Annotated in this window: 20 protein-coding genes; 16 read left to right on the plus strand and 4 right to left on the minus strand. The window is 52.4% G+C overall.

All coding sequences use genetic code 11. From position 1 onward, the window contains the following. Nucleotides 1-193: 193 nt before the first annotated feature. On the plus strand, nt 194-1012 hold the full coding sequence (locus MKY74_RS17295) for a methyltransferase domain-containing protein (RefSeq protein ID WP_076167341.1): 819 nt from the start codon (nt 194-196) through the stop codon (nt 1010-1012). Here the strand turns inward: MKY74_RS17295 and MKY74_RS17300 are convergent. After that, nucleotides 1002-1622, minus strand: a complete 621-nt coding sequence (locus tag MKY74_RS17300; RefSeq protein WP_076167339.1) for a TetR/AcrR family transcriptional regulator — start codon at nt 1620-1622, stop codon at nt 1002-1004. The two genes, MKY74_RS17295 and MKY74_RS17300, sit on opposite strands and share 11 nt — an antisense overlap. 186 nt (nt 1623-1808) lie before the next feature. Between MKY74_RS17300 and MKY74_RS17305 the strand changes: the two genes are divergently transcribed. From MKY74_RS17305 to MKY74_RS17325, 5 genes are all read left to right on the plus strand, one after another. After that, nucleotides 1809-3014, plus strand: a complete 1206-nt coding sequence (locus tag MKY74_RS17305) for a YhgE/Pip domain-containing protein (protein WP_076169445.1) — start codon at nt 1809-1811, stop codon at nt 3012-3014. A gap of 138 nt (nt 3015-3152) precedes the next feature. Continuing rightward, complete coding sequence (locus MKY74_RS17310; RefSeq protein WP_076169444.1) at nt 3153-4073, plus strand: helix-turn-helix transcriptional regulator; 921 nt, start codon at nt 3153-3155, stop codon at nt 4071-4073. A 142-nt stretch (nt 4074-4215) separates the two neighbouring features. Beyond that, nucleotides 4216-5733 (plus strand): MDR family MFS transporter, encoded by a 1518-nt coding sequence (locus MKY74_RS17315; RefSeq protein WP_244169231.1) that lies wholly within the window; start codon nt 4216-4218, stop codon nt 5731-5733. 180 nt (nt 5734-5913) lie between these two features. Continuing rightward, on the plus strand, nt 5914-6753 hold the full coding sequence (locus MKY74_RS17320; RefSeq protein WP_076169443.1) for a MerR family transcriptional regulator: 840 nt from the start codon (nt 5914-5916) through the stop codon (nt 6751-6753). Between the two features lie 112 nt (nt 6754-6865). Continuing rightward, nucleotides 6866-7630: a glucose 1-dehydrogenase gene (locus MKY74_RS17325; protein WP_076167334.1), complete on the plus strand. Its 765-nt coding sequence runs from the start codon at nt 6866-6868 to the stop codon at nt 7628-7630. Nucleotides 7631-7711: 81 nt separating this feature from the next. Here the strand turns inward: MKY74_RS17325 and MKY74_RS17330 are convergent, their stop codons facing one another. The 3 genes from MKY74_RS17330 to MKY74_RS17340 all read right to left on the minus strand — a co-directional run bounded on the left by MKY74_RS17330 (nt 7712) and on the right by MKY74_RS17340 (nt 10281). Further along, a complete protein-coding gene (locus tag MKY74_RS17330; RefSeq protein WP_432206590.1) occupies nt 7712-8062 on the minus strand; it encodes a luciferase domain-containing protein in 351 nt (116 codons plus the stop codon). A gap of 42 nt (nt 8063-8104) precedes the next feature. Further along, the gene (locus tag MKY74_RS17335; RefSeq protein WP_076167331.1) at nt 8105-8986 is read right to left on the minus strand and encodes a haloalkane dehalogenase; all 882 of its coding nucleotides are present in this window, start codon (nt 8984-8986) and stop codon (nt 8105-8107) included. Between the two features lie 245 nt (nt 8987-9231). Beyond that, entirely contained in the window at nt 9232-10281 is a 1050-nt protein-coding gene (locus MKY74_RS17340; protein ID WP_076167328.1) for a permease, read from the minus strand. Between the two features lie 293 nt (nt 10282-10574). On the opposite strand from MKY74_RS17340, the gene MKY74_RS17345 reads away from it, so the two are divergent. The 10 genes from MKY74_RS17345 to MKY74_RS17390 all read left to right on the plus strand — a co-directional run bounded on the left by MKY74_RS17345 (nt 10575) and on the right by MKY74_RS17390 (nt 25647). Next, nucleotides 10575-12308 carry a histidine kinase gene (locus MKY74_RS17345; RefSeq protein ID WP_076167326.1) on the plus strand — a complete coding sequence of 578 codons (1734 nt, stop codon included), beginning with the start codon at nt 10575-10577 and terminating at the stop codon, nt 12306-12308. 14 nt (nt 12309-12322) lie between these two features. Further along, nucleotides 12323-13657, plus strand: coding sequence for a response regulator transcription factor (locus MKY74_RS17350; RefSeq protein ID WP_076167323.1), 1335 nt, complete (start codon nt 12323-12325; stop codon nt 13655-13657). Between the two features lie 119 nt (nt 13658-13776). Continuing rightward, nucleotides 13777-15507 carry an extracellular solute-binding protein gene (locus MKY74_RS17355; RefSeq protein WP_076167321.1) on the plus strand — a complete coding sequence of 577 codons (1731 nt, stop codon included), beginning with the start codon at nt 13777-13779 and terminating at the stop codon, nt 15505-15507. A 110-nt stretch (nt 15508-15617) separates the two neighbouring features. Continuing rightward, entirely contained in the window at nt 15618-16508 is an 891-nt protein-coding gene (locus MKY74_RS17360; RefSeq protein WP_084203737.1) for an ABC transporter permease, read from the plus strand. A gap of 15 nt (nt 16509-16523) precedes the next feature. Next, entirely contained in the window at nt 16524-17411 is an 888-nt protein-coding gene (locus MKY74_RS17365; RefSeq protein WP_076167318.1) for a carbohydrate ABC transporter permease, read from the plus strand. Between the two features lie 18 nt (nt 17412-17429). Further along, nucleotides 17430-18707 (plus strand): Gfo/Idh/MocA family protein, encoded by a 1278-nt coding sequence (locus MKY74_RS17370; RefSeq protein WP_076167316.1) that lies wholly within the window; start codon nt 17430-17432, stop codon nt 18705-18707. 35 nt (nt 18708-18742) lie between these two features. After that, entirely contained in the window at nt 18743-20491 is a 1749-nt protein-coding gene (locus MKY74_RS17375) for a glycoside hydrolase family 35 protein (RefSeq protein ID WP_076167314.1), read from the plus strand. Nucleotides 20492-20775: 284 nt separating this feature from the next. Then, a complete protein-coding gene (locus MKY74_RS17380) occupies nt 20776-21525 on the plus strand; it encodes a hypothetical protein (protein WP_076167311.1) in 750 nt (249 codons plus the stop codon). 85 nt (nt 21526-21610) lie between these two features. Next, nucleotides 21611-24793: an Ig-like domain-containing protein gene (locus MKY74_RS17385; RefSeq protein WP_076167309.1), complete on the plus strand. Its 3183-nt coding sequence runs from the start codon at nt 21611-21613 to the stop codon at nt 24791-24793. Nucleotides 24794-24828: 35 nt separating this feature from the next. Next, entirely contained in the window at nt 24829-25647 is an 819-nt protein-coding gene (locus MKY74_RS17390; protein WP_076167306.1) for an endonuclease/exonuclease/phosphatase family protein, read from the plus strand. The last annotated feature ends 49 nt before the right edge of the window (nt 25648-25696 follow it).

The raw sequence follows: 25696 nt of genomic DNA on the forward strand, positions 1-25696 counted from the left end.
GGCTCTTTTTTCTGTTGCGGCGCATGAATAATGGGGAAGGGAAGCCTCCAGCTTTCCTGATTGGATGCCGTGGATGACGGTTTTTATAGGTAAAATCTATTATAACTATACGATTTATATATTAGAACTATAACAGTCCTTTGTGTAAGCTTAATCAGAACCCAATCATCCGGTTAAAAGGAGGCGGCAGCAAATGAATAATGAGCCGATGACCCGGCGTACCGAATTATCCGGCAAACTGACGAATGTTCTTCAGGCCAGAACGCTGGCATTATCGCATCCCATCCTGCAAGGAATGTTAACGAAGGGCATGTCGGTCCTTGATGTTGGATGCGGCACGGGAGCTATTACCCGCGGCATCGCGGAAGCCGTAGGTCCGGAAGGCAGCGTAGTCGGGGTGGATCAAAACCCCCGTTTGATTAAGCAGGCGCAGCAAGCGCATGGAAAAGTTCCCGGGCTATCGTTTACGGAAGGCGATATCTATTCGCTTGAGGAAGCAATGGAGGATTGTCCTGGGTTTGATATCGTCACCTGCTCAAGGCTCATGGTCTGGCTCCCCGATCCGTTAACGGCGCTTAATGCAATAGTCAAGGCGGTAAAGCCCGGCGGAAGGGTTGTCATTGCCGACTATAATCACGAGAAAATCGCCTGGTCGCCGCAGCCGCCTGCCAGCATGCTCGCGTTCTATTCCGCATATCTGAACTGGCGTGAGGATGCCGGCCTGAACAACCGGATTGCGGACGATCTCCTGGACTTATTGCGGCAGGCAGGACTTGCACAGGTCAAGGCCACGCCCTGCCATGAAGAGGTGCGACGGGATGATCCCGATTATGCGCAGCGGTCCGGCCTGTGGGCGGATACCGCTTCCAGCCGGGGGCCGCAGATGGAACGCGATGGATTCATAACACGCGGGGAATATGAGCGCGCGGAGCGGGAGTACCGCCAATGGGTTCAGTCTGAGGCTGAATCCATAACGATGTACATGCTTACCGTCGTTGGCATCAAGCCTTAGGATCCGATACGGCTATGCCTGCGGCAAAGAAAGGACCCCGGAACGTGAGCAGCGACAGAATGCGTGCCATCTCTGCCGGCGTTTCCTGTCTTCCGCTCATCAGCCACTGCTGGATAATGCCGAGATGGGCGGAAGACACATATGACAGGAAGTATTCGGCAGGGACCTGCAGGTTCTCTTTGCGGATCAGCGGCGATAAATTTTTCTCCAGCAGATTTTTCCGGAACATCGCTTTCAGCTGCGATTGGAAAGACACGTCTCCCTTTGGCCCCAATATGGCTTTGAGAAAAGCCGCATGCTCCTCAATATATTCGAACACGGTAACGATCAGGGAGACCGAAATGCCGGTTTCCCGGTACGTTTCCAGATCCTCTGACGTTGCCTTCGTAATGATCGCGATGATCCCCTCAATCACTTCGGCTTCGCTCTGCTCGAGCAGGTCGAATTTGTCACGGTAATGCAAATAAAACGTTCCCCGGTTAATATTCGCCCGAGTCGTAATATCCTTTACAGATACGGCTTCAAAGCCCTTCTCCTCAATCAGCTCCGTCAGCGCATCGCGGATGACCAGCCGCGTCCGCACGATCCGCCGGTCTGTGTTTCCGTCCATGTGATCACTCCTTGAATCCGAGGTAGACACTTTAAAAGAATGTGTCGAGTAATGCGCACATTCCGGATTATTGTTTATTGAACCGTCTATGCGCTCTTATTATAATGAGTTTGCCCGAGATAATCAACGCGATGTTCATTATCTTGAACAAACTATAAAGGCATAGGAGTGATGAGTGAAATGACTTTGATGAAGCAAAAGCTGGTGTGGGTACTGCCGCTGATCGTAGCCGCCGTTATATTTGTGTTTAGTTTGGCGATGATTCCGACCATAAATCCGACCCCGGTCCGCCTGCCGATCGCATTGGTCAGCGAGGATCAAGGCGTGACGCTGCCGAACGGAACCGCGACAAATATGGGAGAAACGCTGACCGGTATGATTAAACAGCAGACTTCATCCACGGCTTCAGCAGATGGACCGGCGATTGAATGGGTTCATGTAAACACGGAAAAGGAAGCGATGTCCGGTTTGGATGAACAGAAATATTATGCCGCGCTGGTGGTTCCGGCCGATTTCAGCCAGAATCAAGCGACGCTGCTCACGGATAAACCGGTGCAGCCTCAGCTGCGCATTTACGTGAACCAAGGCATGAGCGCTTCGGCTTCCACCATGGCCGGTCAGGTGCTCAACCAAATCGTCGACACGATGAATGCGAAGATCCGCGCTGACCTGCTGGCTGCAGCCGGTAAGCAGAGCGGCAAGGTTACGGTGCAGCAGGCATCCGTGCTGGCGGCGCCTATTGCGAAGGACGTAAAAAATGTCCATGAGACAGGCACCCATACGGCGAACGGCAACGCGCCGGTGTCGTTATTCCAGCCGATCTGGATGGGCAGCATCTTGGGCGGGGTTATATTCTATCTCGTCATCAGCAAGCTGAACTTCGCTTACCGCCGGTCTCTGCTCGCTGCCCGAGTAGTCCAGACCGTCGCGGGAGCTGTTCTGGCACTTATTGCCGGGTTCGGTCTGACCTGGTTTGCCGGGAGCTGGGGACTCCATATTCCGGACGGAACGGCTACTGCGATATTTTTGTCACTATGCTACTTTGCCTTTTTCCTGATGATCTCCGCCGTGCTGTCCTGGGCAGGGCTCAAGTCGATGGTGCTGTTTGTCTTGCTGCTCTTCTTCGGGGCTCCCCTGCTGAGCCTTCCAGCCGAGATGATGGGATCGTTCTACCGCGACTACGTGTTCCCTTGGCTGCCGATGCGGTTTATGGTGGAAGGGCTGCGTGAAATGTTCTTCTTCGGCCGGGGCCTGGATTGGAATCATTCGACAGCCGTGTTAACCGGTATTGCCGCGGTTAGTCTGGTTGTTCTGCTTGGCTCGGCTCTGAAGGCTCGGCAAAACCGGCAAACGGCAAGAGGTAACGTCGAGCCGCAGACCGTGGAGGCGTAAAGAAGGCGGCCCATGCCAAAATCGCGCTCATCCTGCTAAATAGTTTTGCGCTGAAGAAGTACTGTAAATTATAATGAGGCGTAGAGAACTGCTAACCGTTTGAAGAACGGCGGCGAACAGGTGCAGGAGGAAAACGCATTGAAGCTCGAACGCATCATATCGATGATTTACATGCTGCTGAATCACGAAATTATTACCGCATCGGCGCTGGCCGAGAAGTACAACGTTTCGCAGCGGACCATATACCGGGATATCGATGTCATCTGCGCGGCTGGCATTCCTGTGGTGTCTTACCAAGGGGTCAAGGGCGGTTTCGGTATCATCAAGGATTATAAAATGGAAAAAAGCCTGCTCGGTTCGTATGACGTCGGGTCGCTCGTGACGCTCCTCTCCAGCATGTCGACCGTGTTCGAGGACGAAAAGGCGGCCGAAACGATTCAAAAGTTGAAGACCATCCAGCACGAAAAGGATTCGCCGGTGTTGTCGATGAATCTAGCGAGCCGGCAGCTGTATAATGACTCTCTGCGGCTGCTGCGGGCGGCGATCACGGAATGCTGTGTCGTGCGCTTCAAATATATCAACGCCAGAAACGAGAAGACCGAGCGCGTCGTAGAACCGGTGCGGCTGATTTACGAGTACGACGTCTGGTACCTGTTCGCCTACTGCCGGGACCGCCAGGATTACCGGAAATTCCGGCTGTCCCGGATGGCCGACCTGCAGGCGATGGGCGAGCATTTTACGAAGCACAAGCATGCGGCTCCCGAGGAAGTGACGTTTAAGCAGCTGCACAACCAAGGAAACCCGGTGCATGCGGTAATTCATTTTTCCGCCGACTGCTTGGCGAGAGCGATGGACTATTTCTATGGAGCGGAGAAAACGTATCTCGACGACGGCTCGTTCCTGCTTAGCATTACCCTGGAGCATATGGAGCGAACGCAGTGGCTCATCCCGATGCTGCTCAGCTTCGGTGACGGGGCCGAGGTGAAGGAGCCCCCGGAGCTTCGGGAGGCTGTCCACGCCAAATTAAAAAAAATGATTCAGAAATACTCAGAAGTATGACATACAGTTGTCATACTTTTTTGTTTACACTCAGAATCGGTTACAGAGAAATCAGAAATTTAAAGGAGTGTTTGAGAACGTGAAACCTGCACAAAAAAGCAGTCTTCCGGTCGTCATCGCCGGCCTGCTGCTGGGCATCCTGATGGCCTCGATGGATAACACCATCGTCGCCACGGCCATGGGAAATATCGTGGGTGAGCTCGGCGGCATGGATAAGTTTGTATGGGTCACCTCGGCCTACATGGTGGCGGAAATGGCCGGGATGCCGATCTTCGGAAAGCTGTCGGATATGTACGGCCGCAAAAAGTTTTTTGTCTTCGGGATTATTCTGTTCATGCTGGGGTCCGCGCTGTGCGGCACGGCGACCACGATCACGGAACTGGCCTTGTACCGGGCGGTTCAGGGTATTGGCGGCGGAGCGCTGGTCCCGATCGCGTTTACGATCATGTTCGATGCGGTCCCGCTGGAGAAGCGCGGCAGCCTCGGCGGTTTGTTCGGCGCCGTGTTCGGCATGTCCAGCATTTTCGGACCGCTTCTCGGGGCGTACATAACGGATCATATCGCCTGGGAGTGGATTTTCTACATCAACCTGCCGCTGGGCGTCATCGCCTTCATCATGGTGGCGTTTTTCTACAAGGAGTCGCATGAGCATTCCAAGCAGCCGATCGACTGGTTCGGTGCCTTTACGCTGCTGGGAGCGGTGATCTGCCTCATGTTCGCCCTGGAGCTGGGCGGCAAGGAAATCGCCTGGGATTCCTGGGAGATCCTCTCCTTGTTCGGAGGATTTGCGGTGCTGCTGATCGCCTTCCTGTATGCCGAGACCAAAGCGAAAGAGCCGGTTATTTCGTTCGGATTGTTTAAAAACCGGTTGTACGCTACCAGCGTCCTGGTCGGCCTGTTCAGCGGCGCGGCATTTATTGCGGCTTCGGTGTATATCCCGATTTTTATCCAGGGTGTGCTGGGCGGTTCGGCCACTAATTCGGGGCTGGTGCTGCTGCCGATGATGGTCGGCTCGGTCGTCACGGCGACGCTGGGCGGCAGTCTGATGAACAAAATGCCGTACCGGAACATTTTGATTCCGACGCTGCTGTTATTCCTGGTCGGCACGGCCTTGGTCGCCACCTTATCGGTGAACTCGACCCGGCTGATCGTGACGATCTATATGATTCTGATCGGGCTTGGAATCGGCGCGTCGTTTTCGGTGCTCGGAAACGCAGCCATTCATGGTTTGGACTACCGGCAAAGGGGTACGGCGAGCTCGACGCTGAACTTCCTGCGCTCGCTCGGCATGACCATCGGGATCACGACTTTCGGATTGATTCAGAGCCACTCGTTTACACATGAAATGACGAAAAGGTTCGGCTCTGCGGGGGCTGGCGCAGCAAACGCGGGAGGAGCAGCGGCAATGCCGGCGGGGCTCGATATCAAGGACCCGCATGCGCTGCTGGCTCCGGAGACACGCTCGCTCATTCCGCCTGAAGTGCTGCATAACATTTCCGAGATGCTCGCTTCTTCAATCGTCCAGACGTTCGCATGGGCCTGCGTGCCTGCGATTCTGGCCCTGCTTGCGGCACTGTTTATGGGCAGTAAGAAGCTGGATCATACAGCGGAGGTTGCTCCCGCAGGCGGCGAAGGGAAGGAATATTCTCCGGTTCACTAAGTAAAAAATTGAGCTAAGATCACCACGGCTGCAATCTGGAGGCATTATGGATGCCCTGGACTGCAGTCTTATTTTTTGGGAGTGCAGCATGGTTAGGTGTTTGCCAGTCCCCAATTGACGCAGCTGCAGTACCTCCATACAATGAAGCTAGGATATTACCAGGGAAGGGAACGGAAGAGCATGTTTAAAATCAGCGCTTTTGCCAAAATGAGCGGGATATCGATCAAAACGCTGCGTTATTACGATGAGCTGGGGATTCTGAAACCGTCCGCTGTGGACGAGAGCTCCGGCTATCGGTATTATTCCGCCGATCATTTGCTGACGGTGGAACGCATTCGAGCTTTTAAAGAGCTTGGGCTGACACTGGAGCAGATCGCTCCGCTGCTTCAGGAGGAGGGAACGCCCGGTACGGCTGCGGATACGCTCGCTATGAAGCGGGCTGATCTGGAGACCGCCATCGAGGAAGCACAGCGTCAGCTGGAAGAAATCGACCGGAGAATGCAGCGGCTGGAACAAGTCGGGGCGGCTGCGGTGGATGGATCCGAAGCCGTAACGCTCCGCGAGCTGCAGCCGCAATGGGCCGCCTCGGTCAGGGATACGATCCCGCGGCAGGACCTCTGCCTGCTGGTTAATGAGGTCAGGGACTATGTCATGGCTAACGGCTGCGGAACAGCGGACGGACCGTTGATTCTTCTCTGGCATGACGCGGGCGGGAACGGCGAAAGGGAAGTCATTGACATCGAAGTGGCATTTCCTCTTGAGGAACCGACGCCAGAGCGCGGTCGCGTCCGCATTGTAGAACTGCCCGGCTATGAAACCGCCGCATCTCTGATTCATGACTGCAACCCCTATGCCGCCCACTGTCCTGCAGCAGCGCATGTCATGGAATGGGCCGCTTCGCAGGGATATGAACCGTTACCCGGTGAGCCGGTCCGTGAAGTCTATATTGCCGCCGAACGAGACATGTACGGAAAATTCCGCAGGTCCGAAGTCTTCCTCCCGCTGCGCGGTACTCTTTAGCTCTTGATTCATTATTTTTAGAAAAAGCTCACTCCAAGTGTTGACTCTCCCCTTAAGGGGAGGGTGTACAGTGGGTTTACAAACCACAGAAGAGAAGAAGGAGTGAGCAGGGATGAAAAGATTGGAAGGAAAAACAGCTCTCGTGACCGGAGGCAGCCGGGGAATAGGAAGGGGCATTGCACTGCGTCTTGCCTCTGAAGGTGCGCTTGTTGCGGTCCACTACGGCAGCCGCAGGGATGCAGCGGACGAGGTCGTACAGATGATTGAGGAACAGGGAGGCCGGGCGTTTGCCATCGGTGCCGATCTTCAGGATATCCAAGGTGTCCATCGTCTGCTTGAATCACTGGATGCCGAACTGACCCGGCGGACAGGCAGCCGCCAGTATGACATTCTGGTGAACAATGCCGGTATCGGAACATCGAAAACGATGGAAGAAACAACGGAGGCAGACTTTGACGAGGTGTTTGCCGTGAATGTGAAAGCGCCGTTCTTTCTCGTGCAGCAGTCGATGGATCGGCTGCGGGACGGAGGACGGATTATCAATATTTCTTCAGGTGTGACCCGAATCGCATTTCCGCATATCATGTCCTACAACATGACCAAGGGGGCGGTGAATACCTTTACGCTGCACCTTGCGAAGCTGCTGGGTCCGCGCAGCATTACCGTCAACGCCGTGCTCCCCGGCATTATCGACACCGATGTGAACGCCTCTTGGCTGAACACGCCGGAAGCCCGTCAGGGAGCGGCGGAAATGTCCGCTCTTGGACGAATCGGAGAGGCCGCGGATGTTGCGGATGCCGTCGCTTTCCTGGCTTCACCGGACGGCCGCTGGGTGACGGGGCAAATGCTCGATGCGACCGGAGGTTCGCATTTATAAGTGACCCGCGGTCATCGTTCTCCGTTCGGACCATGGTTGCCACAAACAACCCAGAACATCAAAAAAACAAGCGGCTGGATTTTAGCCGCTTGTTCCTTTTTCCGAACGGATGCTATCTATCTTGTTCACCAAATATTCATACTTGAAGCGCAAAAGTTCAACTGCGTTGGTCATGTCCCTTTCAGACTTCAAATGAATAGATACCCAACCCGAATGAGGGAACATATGATGCGGGTTGGCAAAACCGGTGGCTACCACGTCATCCCGTTTCGATTTGGGCAAGAGCAGATCAACCAGATGGTCCCCATGTATATGACCTATTTCTTTTCCCCCATAAAGAAACTCAATTCCACCGAATCGGTGGGGGCTAACCGTTACACCTGTCCATGACAGCAATTCATCCGATAGGACTTCCCTTCGAGAAATGGTCATCTGATCAAGTTCTCCTCTCCACAAGCAGATTTGGTCCAAGCTCTATTTCAGCCTTTTCAACCAAGAGGCAAGGGCCTCCCCAACCATATCGGGGGCATCTTCCATCGGGTAATGAAGCCCTGGCACCGTCACTTCGGTCTGCTCGGGCCAACTGCGGCAAAAATCCAATTGGGATGGCGAAGTCCTTCCCGGTTCGGCATGGATGAATAATTTGGGGACGGGGCTGTGTGCCAGCCAGTGGCCATAAGCCGCGACAATTTCATTCACCTCCGCCGTTGACCCGTCGTCAAAAGGAAGCTGCCTGGCCCAGGAGAGCATCGGACGACGACCTTCCCCTGGTTCGACAAAGGGGCGGTGATACTCCTCCTGCTCTTCCTTCGTTAACTGACGGATGACATTAACGGGGAGATTGACATTCAGGAATGAGTTTTGTTCCAGTATCATCTGTTCACCTTCTTCAGACCGCAGCGCTTGAAATATTTTACGCCCCTGTTCCGGCATTTCGCTCCAGCTGCTGGGTTTGATAATCGCTTCCATATACACGATACCGTCCACAGCGCCAGGATGCCGCCGCGCCCAATCAAATCCCAAAGCAGAGCCCCAGTCGTGTACGACGAAGGTGATCTTCTCATAAATCCCAAGTTTGTTAAGAAGCTCGTCGAGGTATTCCCGGTGCTGGGTGAAGGTGTAGGCGTCCGGACCACTAACCGGCAGTTTATCGGAATCTCCCATCCCGACTAAATCGGGGGCAATGCAGCGCCCGGCGTTTTGTGCGTAAGGAATAATGTTGCGCCATAGATAAGAGGAGGAAGGGTTACCATGCAGGAAAACGATCGGATCACCACTGCCGACCTCTACATAGGCCATCTCTAAATCAAAAACCCGTTGACGCTTTTTTTCGTAAGGAAATGCTCCGCTAACCATACGTATCTCACCCTTCTGCTCACACCGCTGCTGTTGGGCAACGAGTGTGCGTTTTGATTTTTATTTAGTTGACTTGTAAACTTAATCTACGAAAATGATAACGCAATTAAGTTGAGTAGTCAACTAAAAATCGCCTATATTTTTCTTTGCCTCCCATTCATTTATCCAGCCCAAAGAAAAAAAGCAATCCATCCACGAAATTCCTGTGGATGGATTGCTTTGATTTTATATGCGTATCACCGCAATTACAGCAGCCAAGCGCCCAGCAGGCCGCTGATTAGTCCGGTCACGATGACCGCACCGAACACGAACAGCATCACTTTCCGCGGGAACGACTTGGCCACGATCAGCATGGACGGCAGGCTGACTGCCGGGAGCGTCACGAGGAGCGCTGCGGCTGGGCCCGAACCGACGCCCAGGGACAGAAAGGACTGGATGATCGGAATTTCGGCAGCCGTCGGAATGACAAACAGCGTGCCGACGACGGCGAACAGGATAATAGCAGCGATCCCGCCGCCTACCCATACCGGGAACAGGGTGGACTGGAAAGCACCCAGCAGCAGGACGGCAATCAGGTATGCAGGAACGACGCTCAAAATCATCAAGCCGAGGCTCTTGGCCCAGCGGACGAGGAAAGGTCCGCGGTCCGTTTCCTTGACGGCCGTTGCTTCCTCAAGCGGTTCCGGTACATCGGAGGAACCGGCAAAGCGGTTCGCGAAGTAGCTCACGCCGAACGTCAGGGCCAGTCCCAGAACAATGCGCAGCAATGTGAATTTCCAGGACAGCACGAAAGCCATGAAGATAAGCGTTGCCGGATTCAGCAGCGGGTTGCCGAGCCAGAAAGCGAGCGCCGCCCCGACGGACACGTTGCGCTTGCGCAGGCCGCTCGCAATCGGGGCGGCACAGCAGGTGCACATCATGCCGGGCAGGGAGGCGACCCCGCCGATCAGGGTGCTCTTAAACGTCGTTTTGCCAAGCAGCTTATATAGCCACTGGACGGGCAGCAGCACCTGGACCAGCGAACCAAGCAGAATGCCGAGAACGGCCGCTTTCCACACCGACTTGAAGTACGTCTCCGCATAGGAAACCGCCGAGTGCCAGGAAGGCGCCGATCCGCCCGCTCCTAGAATGGACGATCCGATGCTGTGCTCGGCTGCGGCTTTAAATGCTTTTTGATAGTACGGCCACCATTTGACATAAGACAAGCCGATGGCGGCGATAAGAATAAACAGAACCACGAGCCAAATCGTTTTTCTGTGATTCTGACGATGAATATTTGGACTAGCGGGTGACATGGCGATCTATCCTCCAAGCGTATTTAAAATGTGAGATGAAGCCATTCCTGCATATCAACCTAAGTTGCAAGCAATCCATTATATCATAAAACAGGACAAAACGGGGTAAAGGTCCGCGGGTTTGGCCGGACGGAGGACATTTATCATCCCGAAGGGGAACCGAAGAAGGATGTGGACTGTTTTTGCTGAATTATTGTTCAGGGGAAAAAGCGAGAATTTTATCGAAAAAAGTAAGTTTTTTGAGTATGCTGATGGCATGCTTATCGGCGACATTGGACTAACGGGGGTAGAGCATGAAGCTGCAATCTGCGGGAAAAGCATCACGGTGGTACGTGTATCAGAAAATCGTCATCGTCTTTATTTTATTTTTGCTTCCACTCATTTCGATGAATATCTGGCTTAACTATAAGGGGATGTCCATCACCAAGGATGCGATTTTGAACTCATCTTTGGCAGGTGCGTCCTTCTACAGCAAGCAGCTCGATAAAGAAATGTACTTTATCCGAAACCTGCAGCTCCAGCTGTTAAATGACAAAGATCTGCAGAAGCTCAGCTTCCGGGGCAGCATGCTGGAAAATTATGAAGAGGTGGAGCTGATCGATCAGGTCCGGGACCGGCTTGCGACACTGACCGTTTCCAGCGAATATGTCGTGAATGCGGGCGTGTACGTCGAAGCCATCGGCAAAACGATTTCTACGGACTCGGGTGTGACCAATACGCCCAATGAGGAACTGAAGCTGATCTCGTCGCTCATGGCCGTTACGCCCAAACCATCGTTCTATAGGAGCGGAAGCCGGATTTTTTTCATCGAAACGGAAAATAACGGCGCGGTCTGGTCTTATATCGAAATTTCCAGACCCAAGCTGCTGGAGGCTTTGAGGGAAATCGCCAATTTGTATCCGCAATCCGAAGTGCTGCTCGGGGATAAAGAGGCGGGAACCGTTCTGACGACAGCGCAGGAGCAGGGGGAGTCCGCTGCGGTTTTGGGGCTTTTTGATGATGAAAGCCTGCATAATTCGAGTATGCCTGGGATGCGGAAGATGCACGGCGTGAACTATTTTATTACACCCAATGACGTCAGTTCGCTGCATTTATCGCTTATCATGTATGTGAATCAAAATGAGATCACGCGCCCGTTGAGCCAATTTATTACATGGTTCTACACCCTGTTCATCATCGCGATCATCGTGATGATCCTGTACTCTTTTTCCGTCAATCTAATGATCCACAGGCCCTTATCCAAGCTGGTCAAGGCGTTTCATATGATCGAGACCGACAATCTGAACATTATGATCGAATCCAAAACGAAGGATGAGTTCCATTACGTCTTCAACAGCTTTAACAATATGGCACGCAAGCTCAAAAATTCGATCGAAGATAACTATGAGCAAAAAATAGCGCTGCAGCGCTCCCAGCTGAAGCAGCTTCAGTCCCAGATCAATCCGCATTTTCTGTACAACAGCTTTTTTAATATTTACATGATGTGCAAAGTAGGCGATTCGGACAGCGCTGCTGAGCTCTCCCAGCGTCTCGGCAGCTATTACCAGTACATTACGAGAAGCGGTGCGGACGAGGTGCCTTTCGATAAAGAATACCGTCACGCGCTCGATTATTGCGATATTCAATGCATCCGTTTTTCCAATCGGGTACATTTCGAATACGAGGAGCAGACGGAAGTCCCCGCTACCATCACGGTGCCGCGGCTGATCATTCAGCCGATCGTGGAAAATGTGTTTGAGCACGCCTTTGAAGACGGCATGATGGAGGGAAAGGTCTACATCCGGACGGAATACCGGGAAGGGAAACTGTGCGTGACGGTCGAAGATAACGGGAATTTGGCTACCGATGCCATGATTGAACAGTTGAACACCAAGCTCGCCAGGGATTCAAAATCGATCGAGAACACGGGTTTGATCAACGTCAATAATCGCCTCAAGCTCAAGTACGGGCCGGAGAGCGGCTTAACGGCGTCAAGAAGCATGCATGGCGGCTTAAAAATCAACTTGACCATTATACCAGAGGCATAAAAGGAGGCAGCATCATGTACCGATTGTTGATCGTGGATGACGAGCCGGTTATCGTAAACGGGCTGATTCAGCTTTTTCAGGAAAATACCGAATTCGAACTCGATGTATGTAAAGCCTATTCAGCCGCTCAGGCGCTGAGCATCGCCAAGAAGATGAAGCTCGACATTTTGGTCAGCGATATCCGGATGCCCCAAAAAACCGGACTGCAGCTGGTCGACGAAATTGCTTATTATTGGCCGCACTGCAGAATCATTTTTCTGACCGGTTACAGCGAATTCGATTACGTGCAGGCTGCGCTGCGGAAGAGTGCGGACAATTACATATTAAAAACCGAGGGTATCGACCCGATTTTTCGGGCCGTTGGGGAAGCCTGCCATAAGCTTGACGAGGAGAACAGCCGCAGAATCCGCGAAGAAAAGGCCAGCATGCATTTTCAAATCGCCGCTCCCGTCTTGAAAAATGAACGCATCAGAAGGATGCTGAAGGGGGAACCTGCAGCTTCGCTTCTGGCCGATCCCCGGTACGAGGAGCTGGATTTCCGGCTGAACGCGGAAGAACCGGCATTTGTAGTCATCGGCAGGATCGACAACCCGGAGGATTTGAAACCGCAGGAAGCGCTGGAATCCGTGCAAAGAGCGTTTCATAATAACCTACCTGACTCGATCACCTGTGAGTCCTCCATATCGGATGAACATATCGTTGTGTGGCTGCTTCAGCCGCAGGCGGAACTGCTCGGCCGTTTCCTTCACCCTGATCCGGAGGCACCGGCTTGGAAAGGATTCATAGCGTATATGAAGGGGATCCTGGAACTGGTGCAAAATGAATGCGAAGGCCTGCTTGGCGCATCCGTGTCATTCGGCGTTTCCGGCGATTTGAGCAAGGGCTGGGAGACGATCCGCGACCAATACAGCGCGCTGCTCGGTGCACTGGAGTCCCGGGTCTCGTTCGGCCACAAGATGATCGTGATTGATATTGAGCAGGCCCATCAAGAATTTTCGCCGGAATCCGGGCAAATGAAGCAGGAAGACATGAAATCCTGGGTGATCAACCAGATTCAGAGCTTCATCCAGCACCATCTGTCCGGTGATGTGTCCCTGACCGCGATTGCGGAGCATGTCCATTTCAATCCGTCTTACTTGTCGCGCTACTACAAACAGATGACCGGACAAAATTTGCAGGATTACATCCAGTCGAAAAAACTGGAATGCGCGCTGCATCTGATGCAGCACACCAATCTGAAGTTAATCGAAATCGCCGCCCGGGTCGGCTTCGATTCGCATTCCTATTTCACGACCTTTTTCAAGAAAAAGATGGGGGTTTCTCCCCAGGAATACCGGAACTCCAAATAAGTAAAAAAAGTGAAAGCAAAGTAAAAAACTCAAAATTGATAGCGCTTTCCTTCGGAATCTATAATGATGACGTGAAGCGATGACAAGATGACAGCATACAAAGGGGGAAGGCCATCAATATGAAATTACACAAGCCATGGAAATTGCTTTTGCTCGCCACGATTTCTCTTTCGTTATTCACGGCATGCTCGAGCCAGGGGAACGATTCGGCGGCAAACTCCGCCGCAGAACCGGCATCCAAGGAAGAAACCAAGAGCACAGACGCACCGCCCGAGCCGCTTGGCAAATACCCTGAAACGGTAACCGTAACGGAGGTGCTCGGTTATAACCCGCCAGAGGACCCGCGGACACCGAAAGGCATTACGCCTGACCAAAATGCTTACCTCAAAGATCTGAAAGACATGTTAAACATCGAGGTCAAGTACAAGTGGACCGTTCCATCCAGCCAATTCGAGCAAAAATTCTCGCTCGCGATGGCTTCGGCCGACCTGCCGGACATTATGGAGCTGGACCAGAAAAACTTCGAAAAGCTGAAGAAGCAGGGCATGCTTGCTGATTTGACCGCAGCTTACAACGATTACGCTTCGCCGGAATTGAAGAAATACATGGAGTCCGACGGCGGCTTTGCGATGAAGACGTTCTCCGAAGACGGTAAGCTGCTCGGTATCCCTGCATTCGAGGACCCGTTCCTGTCGACGCAGCTGCTATGGCTTCGTAAAGACTGGCTCGACAACCTGAAACTGCAGCCGCCTGCGACGATGGATGACCTGGATAAGGTCGCGAAGGCATTTGTTGAGAACGACCCGGACCAAAACAGACAAAACGATACGTACGGCGTATCGCTGCAAAAAAATCTGTTCTTCTGGGCTTATGATCTGCGAGGCTTCTTTAATGGCTTCGGGGCGTATCCGTCGATTGGCGACAATCAATCCGCCTGGATCAAGGACAGCAGCGGCAAGCTGATTCCCGGCTTGATTCAACCGGAAGTGAAGAATGCGCTTGGCAAGCTGCAATCCTGGTACAAAGACGGCATTTTGGACAAAGAGTTCGCTTTGAAGGACGAAAACAAGGCTGTCGAAGACATTACGGCAGGCAAAGTCGGCATCGTGTACGGGGAATGGTGGTATCCGAACTATCCGCTGAACCTGAACGTGGACAAGGATCCGAAGGCAGAGTGGATCGCCATTCAAATTCCAGGTCTGGACGGTCCGGGCAAATCGCTGGTGCCTAAAATCCGGAGCGGAAAAGTGTATGCCGTCAACAAGAAAATGAAAAATCCGGAAGCTGCCATCAAAATGATCAACTTCTACATCGAAAAAGGCAAAAAGAAATACATGGAACAAAACAAAGCGGAAAACGGATACGTCTATAACTGGTTTAATCCGCGGATCTATAACCCGGCCCAGATCGATACGATCTACACGGAAGTCAACAAGGCACTCGATGCGAAGCAGACCGAAATTACGCTGGATGACGAGAACTACAAAAATGTGGCCGATGTGTTCAAAGCAGCTCAGGATTACCTTGCAGGCAACACGGCTAACGCTTCCAAAGGCGTAAACTGGGGCCAATACTTCAGCCGCGCGGCGAAAGACGGCGGTTGGGGGATGACCCGGAAGATCAAGGAGAGCGGAGCTTTCGTGAACAACGAGTTCTTCGGATTGCCGACGGAAACGCAGGTCGAAAAGGGCGCCCAGCTCGATAAGCTGATGCAGGAAGCGTTTACGAAGATCATTTTGGGCGGGTCCCTGGACGATTTCGACAAGTTCGTTCAGAGCTGGAAATCCCTTGGCGGCGATCAAATTACCAAAGAGGTTAACGACTGGTACAGTCAGCAGGCTGCGAAATAATTCGATTCGCGATTGCCGCTAGCAATCCTGAAATAAAGTGAAACGGGAGGAGGAGCCTGCTTTAGTCCTGGCGATTCCTCCTGTTTACGATTGAACGGGGAGGTCCATCTGTGAGAACGCTGAAAAAGGAATATATCCTTCATCTCATGCTGCTGCCCGGCGTTATCGTGACGCTGATTTATGCCTACGGCCCCATGGCCGGTCTCGTCATGGCTTTCCAGCAGTTTGAGCCGCTGTCCGGCTTTTTTCATTCGAAGTTCGTTGGTTTTGACAATTTCAAATATGTATTTGCCATGCCTGATTTCAAGCAGGTGCTGTGGAATACGATCGTGATCGCGGTTATTAAAATGGTGTTGTTCCTGTTAGTTCCGCTCATTCTGGCATTGCTGCTGAATGAAGTCACCAAGCGGTGGTTTTCCCGCTTTATCCAATCGGCCGTATTTCTGCCCTTTTTTCTATCATGGACCGTTCTAGGCGGTGTCATTATCGAGCTGTTTTCCCTGAGTGGACCCGTAAACGGACTGTTGACGGGAATGGGGCTGAAGCCGATCATGTTCATGCTGGATAACGAGTGGTTCCGCGGCATCGTGATCGGGTCCGACGTCTGGAAAGGGATGGGCTATAACATGATCGTTATGCTCGCCGCCATCACCGGAATCAATGCCACGCTGTACGAAGCGGCCGAGGTTGACGGTGCGGGAAGATGGAAGCAGATGATTCACATTACGCTGCCGGGCATGGCACCGATATTGATATTACTCGGAGTGCTCAGCCTTGGCGGGATTTTGAATGCCGGATTTGAGCAAATCCTGATCATGTATAACCCGACCGTGTATGAGGGAGCGGATATCATCGATACGTTCGTATACCGGCTTGGTATGTTCAGTCAGCAATTCGGACCTGCCGCCGCCGTCGGACTGTTTAAATCCGCGATATCTTTGGTTTTGGTGTCGCTAACTTATTACGCGGCTTACAAATACAACAATTATCGCATTTTTTAAGCTGGAGGCAGAGAGATGCACAAACCAACTTTGAGCAGAAAAATGTTCGTCATTTTCAATTCGGCGCTGCTGACGGCGATTACGCTTCTTGGCATTATTCCGTTTATCCACCTTCTGTCCGTGTCCCTCAGCTCGAATACGGCGGCAATGGCCGGCGAGGTCAAACTGTGGCCGGTCGGCTTCAACTTTGACGCATACCGGTACCTGGGGCAAAAGGTAGAGTTTTTCCGTTCGTTTGGGGTTTCGATTGAGCGGGTAGCGCTCGGCACGGCGGTCAACATGTTCCTGTGCTTTATTTCGGCTTATCCGCTATCCAAGTCGGTCGACCAGTTTAAGTATCGGACGGTCTATGTCTGGTTCTTTGCGATTACGATGTTTTTCGGCGGAGGTCTTATTCCCACGTATATCATCGTGAAAAATACAGGTTTGATCGATTCCATCTGGGCGCTGATTTTGCCGGGCGCGCTGAACGTATGGAACATGGTGCTGATGCTGAATTTCTTCCGCACCATTCCGCGGGAGCTGGACGAGGCGGCCACGATCGACGGTGCGGGACACTGGAGAATTTTATGGCGGATCTATTTGCCGGTCTCTTTACCTTCGATCGCGACCATCGGCCTGTTTACGATCGTTGGCCACTGGAATTCCTGGTTCGACGGCATCTTATACCTGAATTCACCGGAGAAATATCCGCTGCAAACCTATTTGTCCACGCTCATTATGTCGATCAATTCTCAAATGACGTCCGTCTCCATTGAACAAATCAAAGCGATGGAAAATTTGAGCGAGAAAACGCTGCAGACGGCGCAGATATTTATGGGGGCGCTGCCGATCATGGTCGTATATCCGTTCCTGCAAAAATACTTCGTCAAAGGGATGACCGTCGGAAGCGTCAAGGAATAACGAAAGGGGAAAGAAGACGTGAAAAAAGTAAAAGTCGCCTTGATCGGAGCGGGCCTGCGCGGCATCAATTACCTGGAATATGCGCTGTCGCATCCGCATGAGCTTGAGGTAGTTGCCGTGGCGGAGCCGGTCAAGGAACGGAGGGAAAGCTTTCAGGCGAGGCACGGGCTGGAGGATTCGATGTGCTTTGAGCATTGGGACGATCTGTTCCAAGCTCCGAAGATGGCCGACGCCGTGCTGATCTGTACCCAGGATCAACAGCATTTCGAGCCGACCATGCAGGCGCTGCAGGCAGGCTATCACGTGCTGCTGGAAAAACCGATGTCACCCGATCCCGGGGAATGCATCCGGATGGGGGAGATGGCTTCGCAAGCCGGACTTGTGTTTTCCATCTGTCATGTCCTCCGGTATACGCCGTTTTTCCAGACGCTGAAAAGCTTGCTGGCAGAAGGTGCGATCGGGCGGCTGATGTCGATCCAGCATAATGAGAATGTGGGGTACTGGCATCAAGCGCACAGCTTTGTCAGAGGGAATTGGCGCCGCAAGGAGGACTCCAGTCCGATGATTCTGGCCAAGTCCTGCCATGACCTGGATATTCTGCTGTGGCTTGCCGGTGCGGACTGCGTCAAAGTATCTTCCTTCGGCACGCTCAGCCATTTTACGGCATCCGAAGCGCCTGAAGGAGCTCCGCTCCGCTGTCTGGACGGCTGTCCGGTCGCGGATGAATGCCTCTATTATGCGCCCGATCAATATTTAACCGATAATACGAACTGGCCGACTTCGGCCATCAGTGACGACATGAGCTACGAAGCCCGTTACAAAGCGCTGCAGGAAGGGCCATACGGCAGATGCGTATATCACTGCGATAACGACGTCGTCGACCATCAGGTCGTGAATCTCGAGTTTGAGGGCGGTATCACGGCTGCGTTTACGATGAGCGCATTTACAAGAGACGTCAGCCGCACGATCAAGCTGATGGGCACGACCGGGGAAATCCGCGGAGCGATGGAGAAAAACGAAATCGAAATCATTCACTTCGGCAGCGGCAAAGTCGAACGGATTACGTTCGGGGACATGGGCGGCCATGTGGGCCATGGCGGCGGCGATATGAAGCTGATGAGCGATTTCCTCAAGCTGGTACGGGCGGACACCAAGGCTCAAGGCCTTACCTCTGCAGACCATTCCGTCCAGAGCCATCTGATGGCGTTCGCCGCTGAAGAGTCCAGAATTGCGGGCGAGATCATCCGTTTGAAGGAGTTCGAACAGCGTTACGCCGTCCGCGAGCCATCAGTTTAATACGATACCTTCAACCTAATCCACAGGAGGAACTTATGTCTACGTTTCGATATTCGGGATCTGCTTTTTATATGAATGATGAGCCGGTTCAAATTTTGTCGGGAGCGATTCACTACTTCCGTGTCGTACCGGAGTATTGGGAGGACCGGCTCATCAAACTGAAAGCCTGCGGTTTGAACACCGTGGAAACGTATGTGCCGTGGAATTTGCATGAACCGCAGAAAGGGGAATTCCAGTTTGAGGGCATCGCTGATTTGGTGAAGTTTATCGAATTGGCTGGCAGCCTCGGACTTTATGTTATCGTTCGGCCATCACCGTACATCTGCGCGGAATGGGAATTCGGGGGGCTGCCTTCCTGGCTGCTGGCGGATTCGGATATGCGCCTGCGCTGTTACCATCAGCCGTTCCTCGACCATGTCGATGATTATTATGATGTGCTTCTTCCTAAGCTGAAGCCTCTGCTCTGTACCCAGGGAGGCCCGGTGATCGCGCTGCAAATCGAAAACGAATACGGGAGTTACGGCAACGACAAGCCGTACCTGAACTATTTGAAAAATGCGATGATCAGCCGGGGGATGGACGTTCTTCTGTTTACTTCGGATGGTCCGGAAGACGCCATGCTCCAGGGCGGGATGGTGGAAGACGTCCTGGCAACGGTCAATTTCGGCTCCCGTGCCCGGGAATCCTTCGAGAAGCTGCGGGAGTATCAGCCGGATGCACCGGTCATGTGCATGGAATTCTGGGACGGCTGGTTTGACCACTGGCGTGAGGAGCATCATACCCGTCCGGCGGAGGATGCCGCTTTTGTTCTGGATGAAATGCTGAGCCTGGGAGCCTCCGTTAACTTTTATATGTTCCATGGGGGAACAAACTTCGGCTTCTGGAGCGGAGCCAACGGCCATACGGAAGACAGCTATGAGCCAACGGTCACCAGCTACGATTATGATGCGCTGTTAAACGAAAACGGTGAGCCGACGGACAAATATTTTGCCGTTCGTGACATCATCGCAAAGTATAAGCCGCTTGCAGCGGACGGGCTGCCGGACCCCATCGCCAAGAAAGCATACGGTAAAGTGGCAATGACGGAGCTTGCTCCCTTGGCCGGCAATCTGGACCGGATTTCGGCGGCGGTGCGCTCTCCCTATCCCGAACCGATGGAGAAGCTCGGCCAGAACTACGGTTTTATTCAGTACAGCACGTTGATCCCCGGCCCGAGGCCTAAGGAGGAGCTGTTCATTCAGGACCTGCGCGACCGCGCTCTGGTCTATCTGAACGGGGAACTTGCCGGGACATTGGACCGCAGCGAGCCCGATACGAAAATCGAGTTCGCGGTTCCGCCGGGCGGCGTCCAGCTTACGCTGCTCGTGGAGAATATGGGCCGGATCAATTATGGCCCGTACATGAAAGACAGGAAGGGGATCACCGAGGGCGTGCGGCACGGAAGGCAGTTTTTATCGGACTGGACGACGTACCCGCTGCCGTTAACCGACTTGTCCGGCCTCGAATTTCACTCGCTGCAGCCGCAGCAAGGCCCTGCCTTTTACCGTGGGGAGCTGCAGGTTCACGAACGGGCAGACACCTTTCTGAGCTTGAACGGCTGGACCAAAGGCGTCGTACTTATCAATGGCTTCAACCTTGGCCGGTATTGGAACATCGGGCCGCAAAAAACGCTGTATGTGCCGGGCCCGCTTTTGCGCGAGGGGGCCAACGAGATCGTCGTTTTCGAATTGTACGGTACGGAGCTGCCGGAAATTGAATTTGGTGAGCAGCCGGATTTAGGATAGCCGCTTTGCGGAACTTAAACCAGGCTCTTGTAACTCTAAGCTTGATCATTGATCAGGCTTAGAGTTTTTTTGCGTTGAGCCGGCCTTAGTGTTGAATCCAAAGTTTAAGAGATCTCCTGATGATGTATCCACTACCGGATTCATGAGGTAAAGAAAGTGAAAGGTTTGTAAAGATCGAGAAATGGATGCGCTTTCTTTCGGGCTTTATAATGATATAACACGTCAAAGATTAAAGGCGATATTGATTACAGCATGATCAAAAAATAGGCTGGCGAGGGATGCATATGGTTAAAATCATTCATCATTTTGGCAGTCCTAAATGGCTGGTGATTGCCGGATTGTTGGTCTTAGGTTCTGTGATCGTTATATTCACTGCAGGGTCCGGGTTTTCAAAGACGAAGCATCACGCTGAGGTGATCGCGACGGTTAACGGTGTACCCGTTCATATCAACGAATTCCGCAGAGCCATCACTGCAAATAAAGCTGGAGTCATCAGCTATTTTTATGAGAAATATGGCGCAGAGCCGTCGCCTGCGTTTTGGACCACGGCTTACGGAGGAGAATTTCCGGTAGAGATGATCAAAAAAAGAGCGCTGGAAACAAGTGTGAACATTAAAATTCAGCAAATCATTGCGCAGGAGCAGGGAGTGCTGCGGGATATTGATGAGGACAGTTTTGTACAATCCCTCCAGCGTGAAAACAAGAGAAGGCAAAAAGCGATCCGCGATCATCAGGTTGTTTTCGGACCCGTCTCCTACAGTGAGGATGCTTATTTTGAATACGTCATGACAAACGCAATCGTATCCGTCAAAAACCATCTGATGGAACACGATTGGAAGCCCGATGAACAGCAGCTGAAACTGTTTTACGAGTCTCGAAAAAGCGCGGAAACGAAGGATCAGTCATTTGACGCTGTCAAAGACCAAGTAGTCAAAGACTACATCGACTATAAATACGCGGGCTATGTCCGCGAACGCATCTCCGAAGCAAAGGTCGTCGTGAACCAGGGACCATACGATTCGTTTCAAATGTAACGATGTAACGCCTAATGGGCTTTACATACATGATAAAACGAAAGGATGATGCTTTTTGAGGAAATGGGGAGGTAAAGTGTTCTGCATGACTTTGATTGTCTCCATGGTTTGTTCTTTCTTCACCGCTTTGCCGCAGGCCGCGATGGCATCCGGAACGACTTATTACGTAGACAGTACAGGAGGGGACGACGGGAATAACGGAACAAGCGAAGGTTCTGCCTGGAAGACATTGGACAAAGTCAATGCAACTACCTTTTCCCCGGGTGACAAAATTTTGTTTAAAGCCGGGGAAAGCTGGAATGGCAGGCTGTGGCCCAAAGGCTCAGGCGAACAGGGAAATCCCATCATCATTGATAAGTATGGGGAAGGCAGCAAGCCGTTAATCGCCGGCGTGACGTCAGAACTGGAAGCGGTCTTGTTGAAAAATCAGCAGTATTGGGAGATCAGCAACCTGGAAGTGACGAACAGCTCCCCACTGCCATTTGACAGAGACTGGGAAAACCCGCGCGGACAACGGCGGGGCGTCTACATCTTAAACGAAGAAGCGGGACTGCTGCACCATATTCATATCAAAAATTTAAACATTCATGATGTAGACGGTTCTTATACGACTCGATCCGGCGGAATTATTGTCGACTCGGTCGGGTCAACGACGCCCAGCGCTTTTGACGACGTCCTGATTGACGGTAATATGCTGACGGACGTGGATGCCTATGGCATTTACATCGGTTCCAACTGCATCCTGCGTAACGGAATGGGAGATTTATGGCCGTGGGTGCCGAAGCCTTACGGGCCTTGGACGCCTTCGACTCGTGTGAAAATATCCAACAACACCGTCCTCAGAGCTGCAACGGGAGGAATTGCCTGGAACGTAACCGATGGAGCGGTTGTCGAGCGCAATACGGTGGGGCAGGCTACATATCTGGCAACGAATGCTTCCATTTGGTGGGCGTATTCGGACAACAATCTTGTCCAATTCAACGAATCTTTTGCCAGCGTCAACGGCGCTGAAGACGGTCACGGCTTTGACGTGGACGCAGGAAACATCGGTTCGCTCGTCCAGTACAACTACAGCCATGATAACGCTGGCGGGTTTATGCTGTTCGTAAACGATACGTATGACACGATCAATACGGTCGTAAGGTATAACATCAGCCAGAATGACCGGAAAAGCATTTTCCGGTACAGCGGATCGATCGACAACGTGTATAACTACAATAATACGGTGTACGTCGGCAAATCATCCGGGAACCCGGTTATGAGCGATTATTTCACCAAGGCTTCCGGCGCTCCGCGCAACATTAAAAATTACAACAATGTCTATTACAGTCTCGGGGATAAAGGCTGGGATTTGAGAGGGCAAACGTTCGACTACAACGCTTATTACGGGGGGAACACGCTCGTTCAGGCCGATGCCCATGGGGTAACCGGCGATCCGAAATTTGCGAACCCCGGCAGCGGAGCGGAAGGGATGAATACCGTCGACGGTTATAAGCTGCTGGCCGATTCTCCTTTGATCGGTGCAGGCATTCGCATCAATGAAAACGGAGGCAGGGACTACTTCGGTAATCCGTTATACAATGAGGCTCCGGATATCGGCGCACACGAATACGAAGGCAGCGTGCCTCCAGCCGGTTCTATGCCTGATCCCATCGACGTCGTTCAGATCCGGCCGGTCAGCACGCCTGTCGATGACTTGGCTCCACAGGCTGCCGCAAGCACGACATTTCGTTCGTCATCTTCACAGCCGATTGAAAACATAAACGATAAGTTTTATGATACCGCATGGACTACCGAGGTTTCGCCTTCTTTTCCGGGATATATCACGCTTGACTTTGGCGGTCAAACCATTTCTGCCAATCAATTGAAGCTCAATACGAGATTCGGGCAGGAATCGGGGATAACGGACTTCGATCTGGAATACGACAACGGTTCAGGATGGGTGCCTATCCGGACGAATATTCATCTGTCATGGGATTTGAATACCGGCGCCAATGAGATCAAATCCGTAGAGTTTCCGCTCACCCGGTTTTCCAAAATCCGATTGAAGGTGCATGGAGGAAATGCGCTGTCCGGCAGGATCACGCTGAACGAACTAGAACTATATAACAATCCGGATTTATCCAAAGACATGGTCACCACGTCCTTCCCAACGGGAGCGGGCACGATCACAAACATTATCGACAACAATTTGAACTCGGCATGGGGAAGCGACGTTAACGTATCTTTTCCGGGCTATATCACGCTCGATTACGGGCATGATCCGGTACCTGTCAACAAGGTTACGTTGGTTACCTTTTTCGGCATAGGTCAAGGGATTACCAAGTTTGACGTGGAGTATTACGACGGCAGCGGCTGGCTAACCGCATTGCCTGGTGCATCGGTCGAATGGAAGCTTAACGACAGCACCAAAGAAAGCCAAACCGTCACCTTTCCGACTGTGCATGCTTATAAACTGCGGCTGAAAGTGAATGATGCGAACCGGGTATGGGGCAATATCGCGCTGAATGAGCTTATCGTTGAGCATACCCCTGAACATGTACCCGTCACTGGTATTTCGATCGACCGACCGGAGATCGTTTTTAATGCTTCTTCCGATCGCAGTGCAGCACTGCAGGCTGCCGTTAGTCCCAGCAACGCGACCAATAAAAAAGTCAAATGGAGCACCGATGATGATCAGGTGGTTGAGGTAGACGCGGAAGGGCGGGTGAAGGCAATAGGGGAGGGCAAAGCCGTCATTACGGCCACGACGGAAGACGGAAGTTTTCAGGCTGCCAGCCAAATAACCGTCGATTGGACAGCCCCCGAAATCAGGCTCGGCCCTGTGACTACATCTGAATTCACCTCAGGTACATTCCAGCCGAGATTTGAAATAACGGATCGATGGACCGGCGTTGACTATGCGAAAACGGAAGTCTTGCTGGACGGAAAAGTTCTGACGGATTTAAGCGACACGCCAATGTATAAGCTGGCGCTAGGAGCGCATACGTTCACCGTGAAAGCCAGTGATTTGGCGGGGAATACCAGCGCAAAGTCCGTTGACTTTGATGTGAAAACAAGCAACGCGGCTCTTGAGGAGTTGGTTCAGCGTTTCGCAGAAGCCGGCTGGATTGACAACAAAGGGATTGCGAATAGCTTGCTGAAAAAGCTGCAGAATCAACATGTAAGCAGTTTTATTCATGAAGTCAACGCTCAAAAGGGAAAACATGTATCTGCCGACGCTGCGGAGTACCTGCTTCGCGATGCGGAATCGCTTCTTCATGAATAGAAGTCGTTATCTAACCTTTGAAGGGAGAGTTAATCATGAAAAAACACTTCATCACATCGATCGTCAGTCTGCTGATCGTATCCTTGTTTTCAACGAGCGCCATGGCGGCTGGTCACGGGAATGGCAAGGAAATTCGCACTACCGTGATGTCGTACAACATACATCATGGCGTCGGTTTGGATGAACAGCTTAGCCTGAAACGAATTGCGGATGTGATCCGGGATTCCGGCGCGGAGATCGTTGGTCTTCAGGAAGTGGACCGGTTTTTCGGAGAGCGGAGCGACTTTCAGGACCAAGCCAAGGAATTAGCAGGCTTGCTCGGCTATCACTACGCGTATGGTGCCAATCTGGATTTGGAACCGGCGGATGGCCAGGCGAACAACCGCCAATATGGGACCGCCATCCTGAGCAAGTATCCGATCCTCCGCTTTGACAATGTGCTGCTCAGCAGCTTCGGCGATGAGCAGCGGGGCGTTCTGCATGCGGTGGTCAATTTACGGGGAGTTCATGTGGATGTGTATAATACGCATCTAGGACTCGATGCCGAAAGCCGGAAGGCGCAGGTACAGGAAATCGTTAACCTGGCTTCCACGGTTAAGGGACCCAAGCTTCTCATGGGGGATTTTAATGCGGAACCTGGCAGTTCGGAGGTTGAAGCTCTGTTAGCCAGCGGTTTATTCGTCAACAGCTTTCAAGGAATCGAAGATGCCTATACGTTTCCGGCCGACCAGCCGTCCGAAACAATCGATTACATCGTAACGTCCCCTGAAGTTCAGCATTCGAATCAACGGGTAATCAGGACGGAAGCTTCAGACCACCGGCCAATCGCTGTTGACGTCGTGTTCAAGCGATGATGGCCCCGTGATATGCCTGCTTATAAAAAGCGTGAAAACCCGCCCGGAT

This window comes from Paenibacillus sp. FSL R5-0378, from assembly GCF_038009285.1.
In the GTDB taxonomy this organism is placed as follows: domain Bacteria; phylum Bacillota; class Bacilli; order Paenibacillales; family Paenibacillaceae; genus Paenibacillus_AQ; species Paenibacillus_AQ favisporus.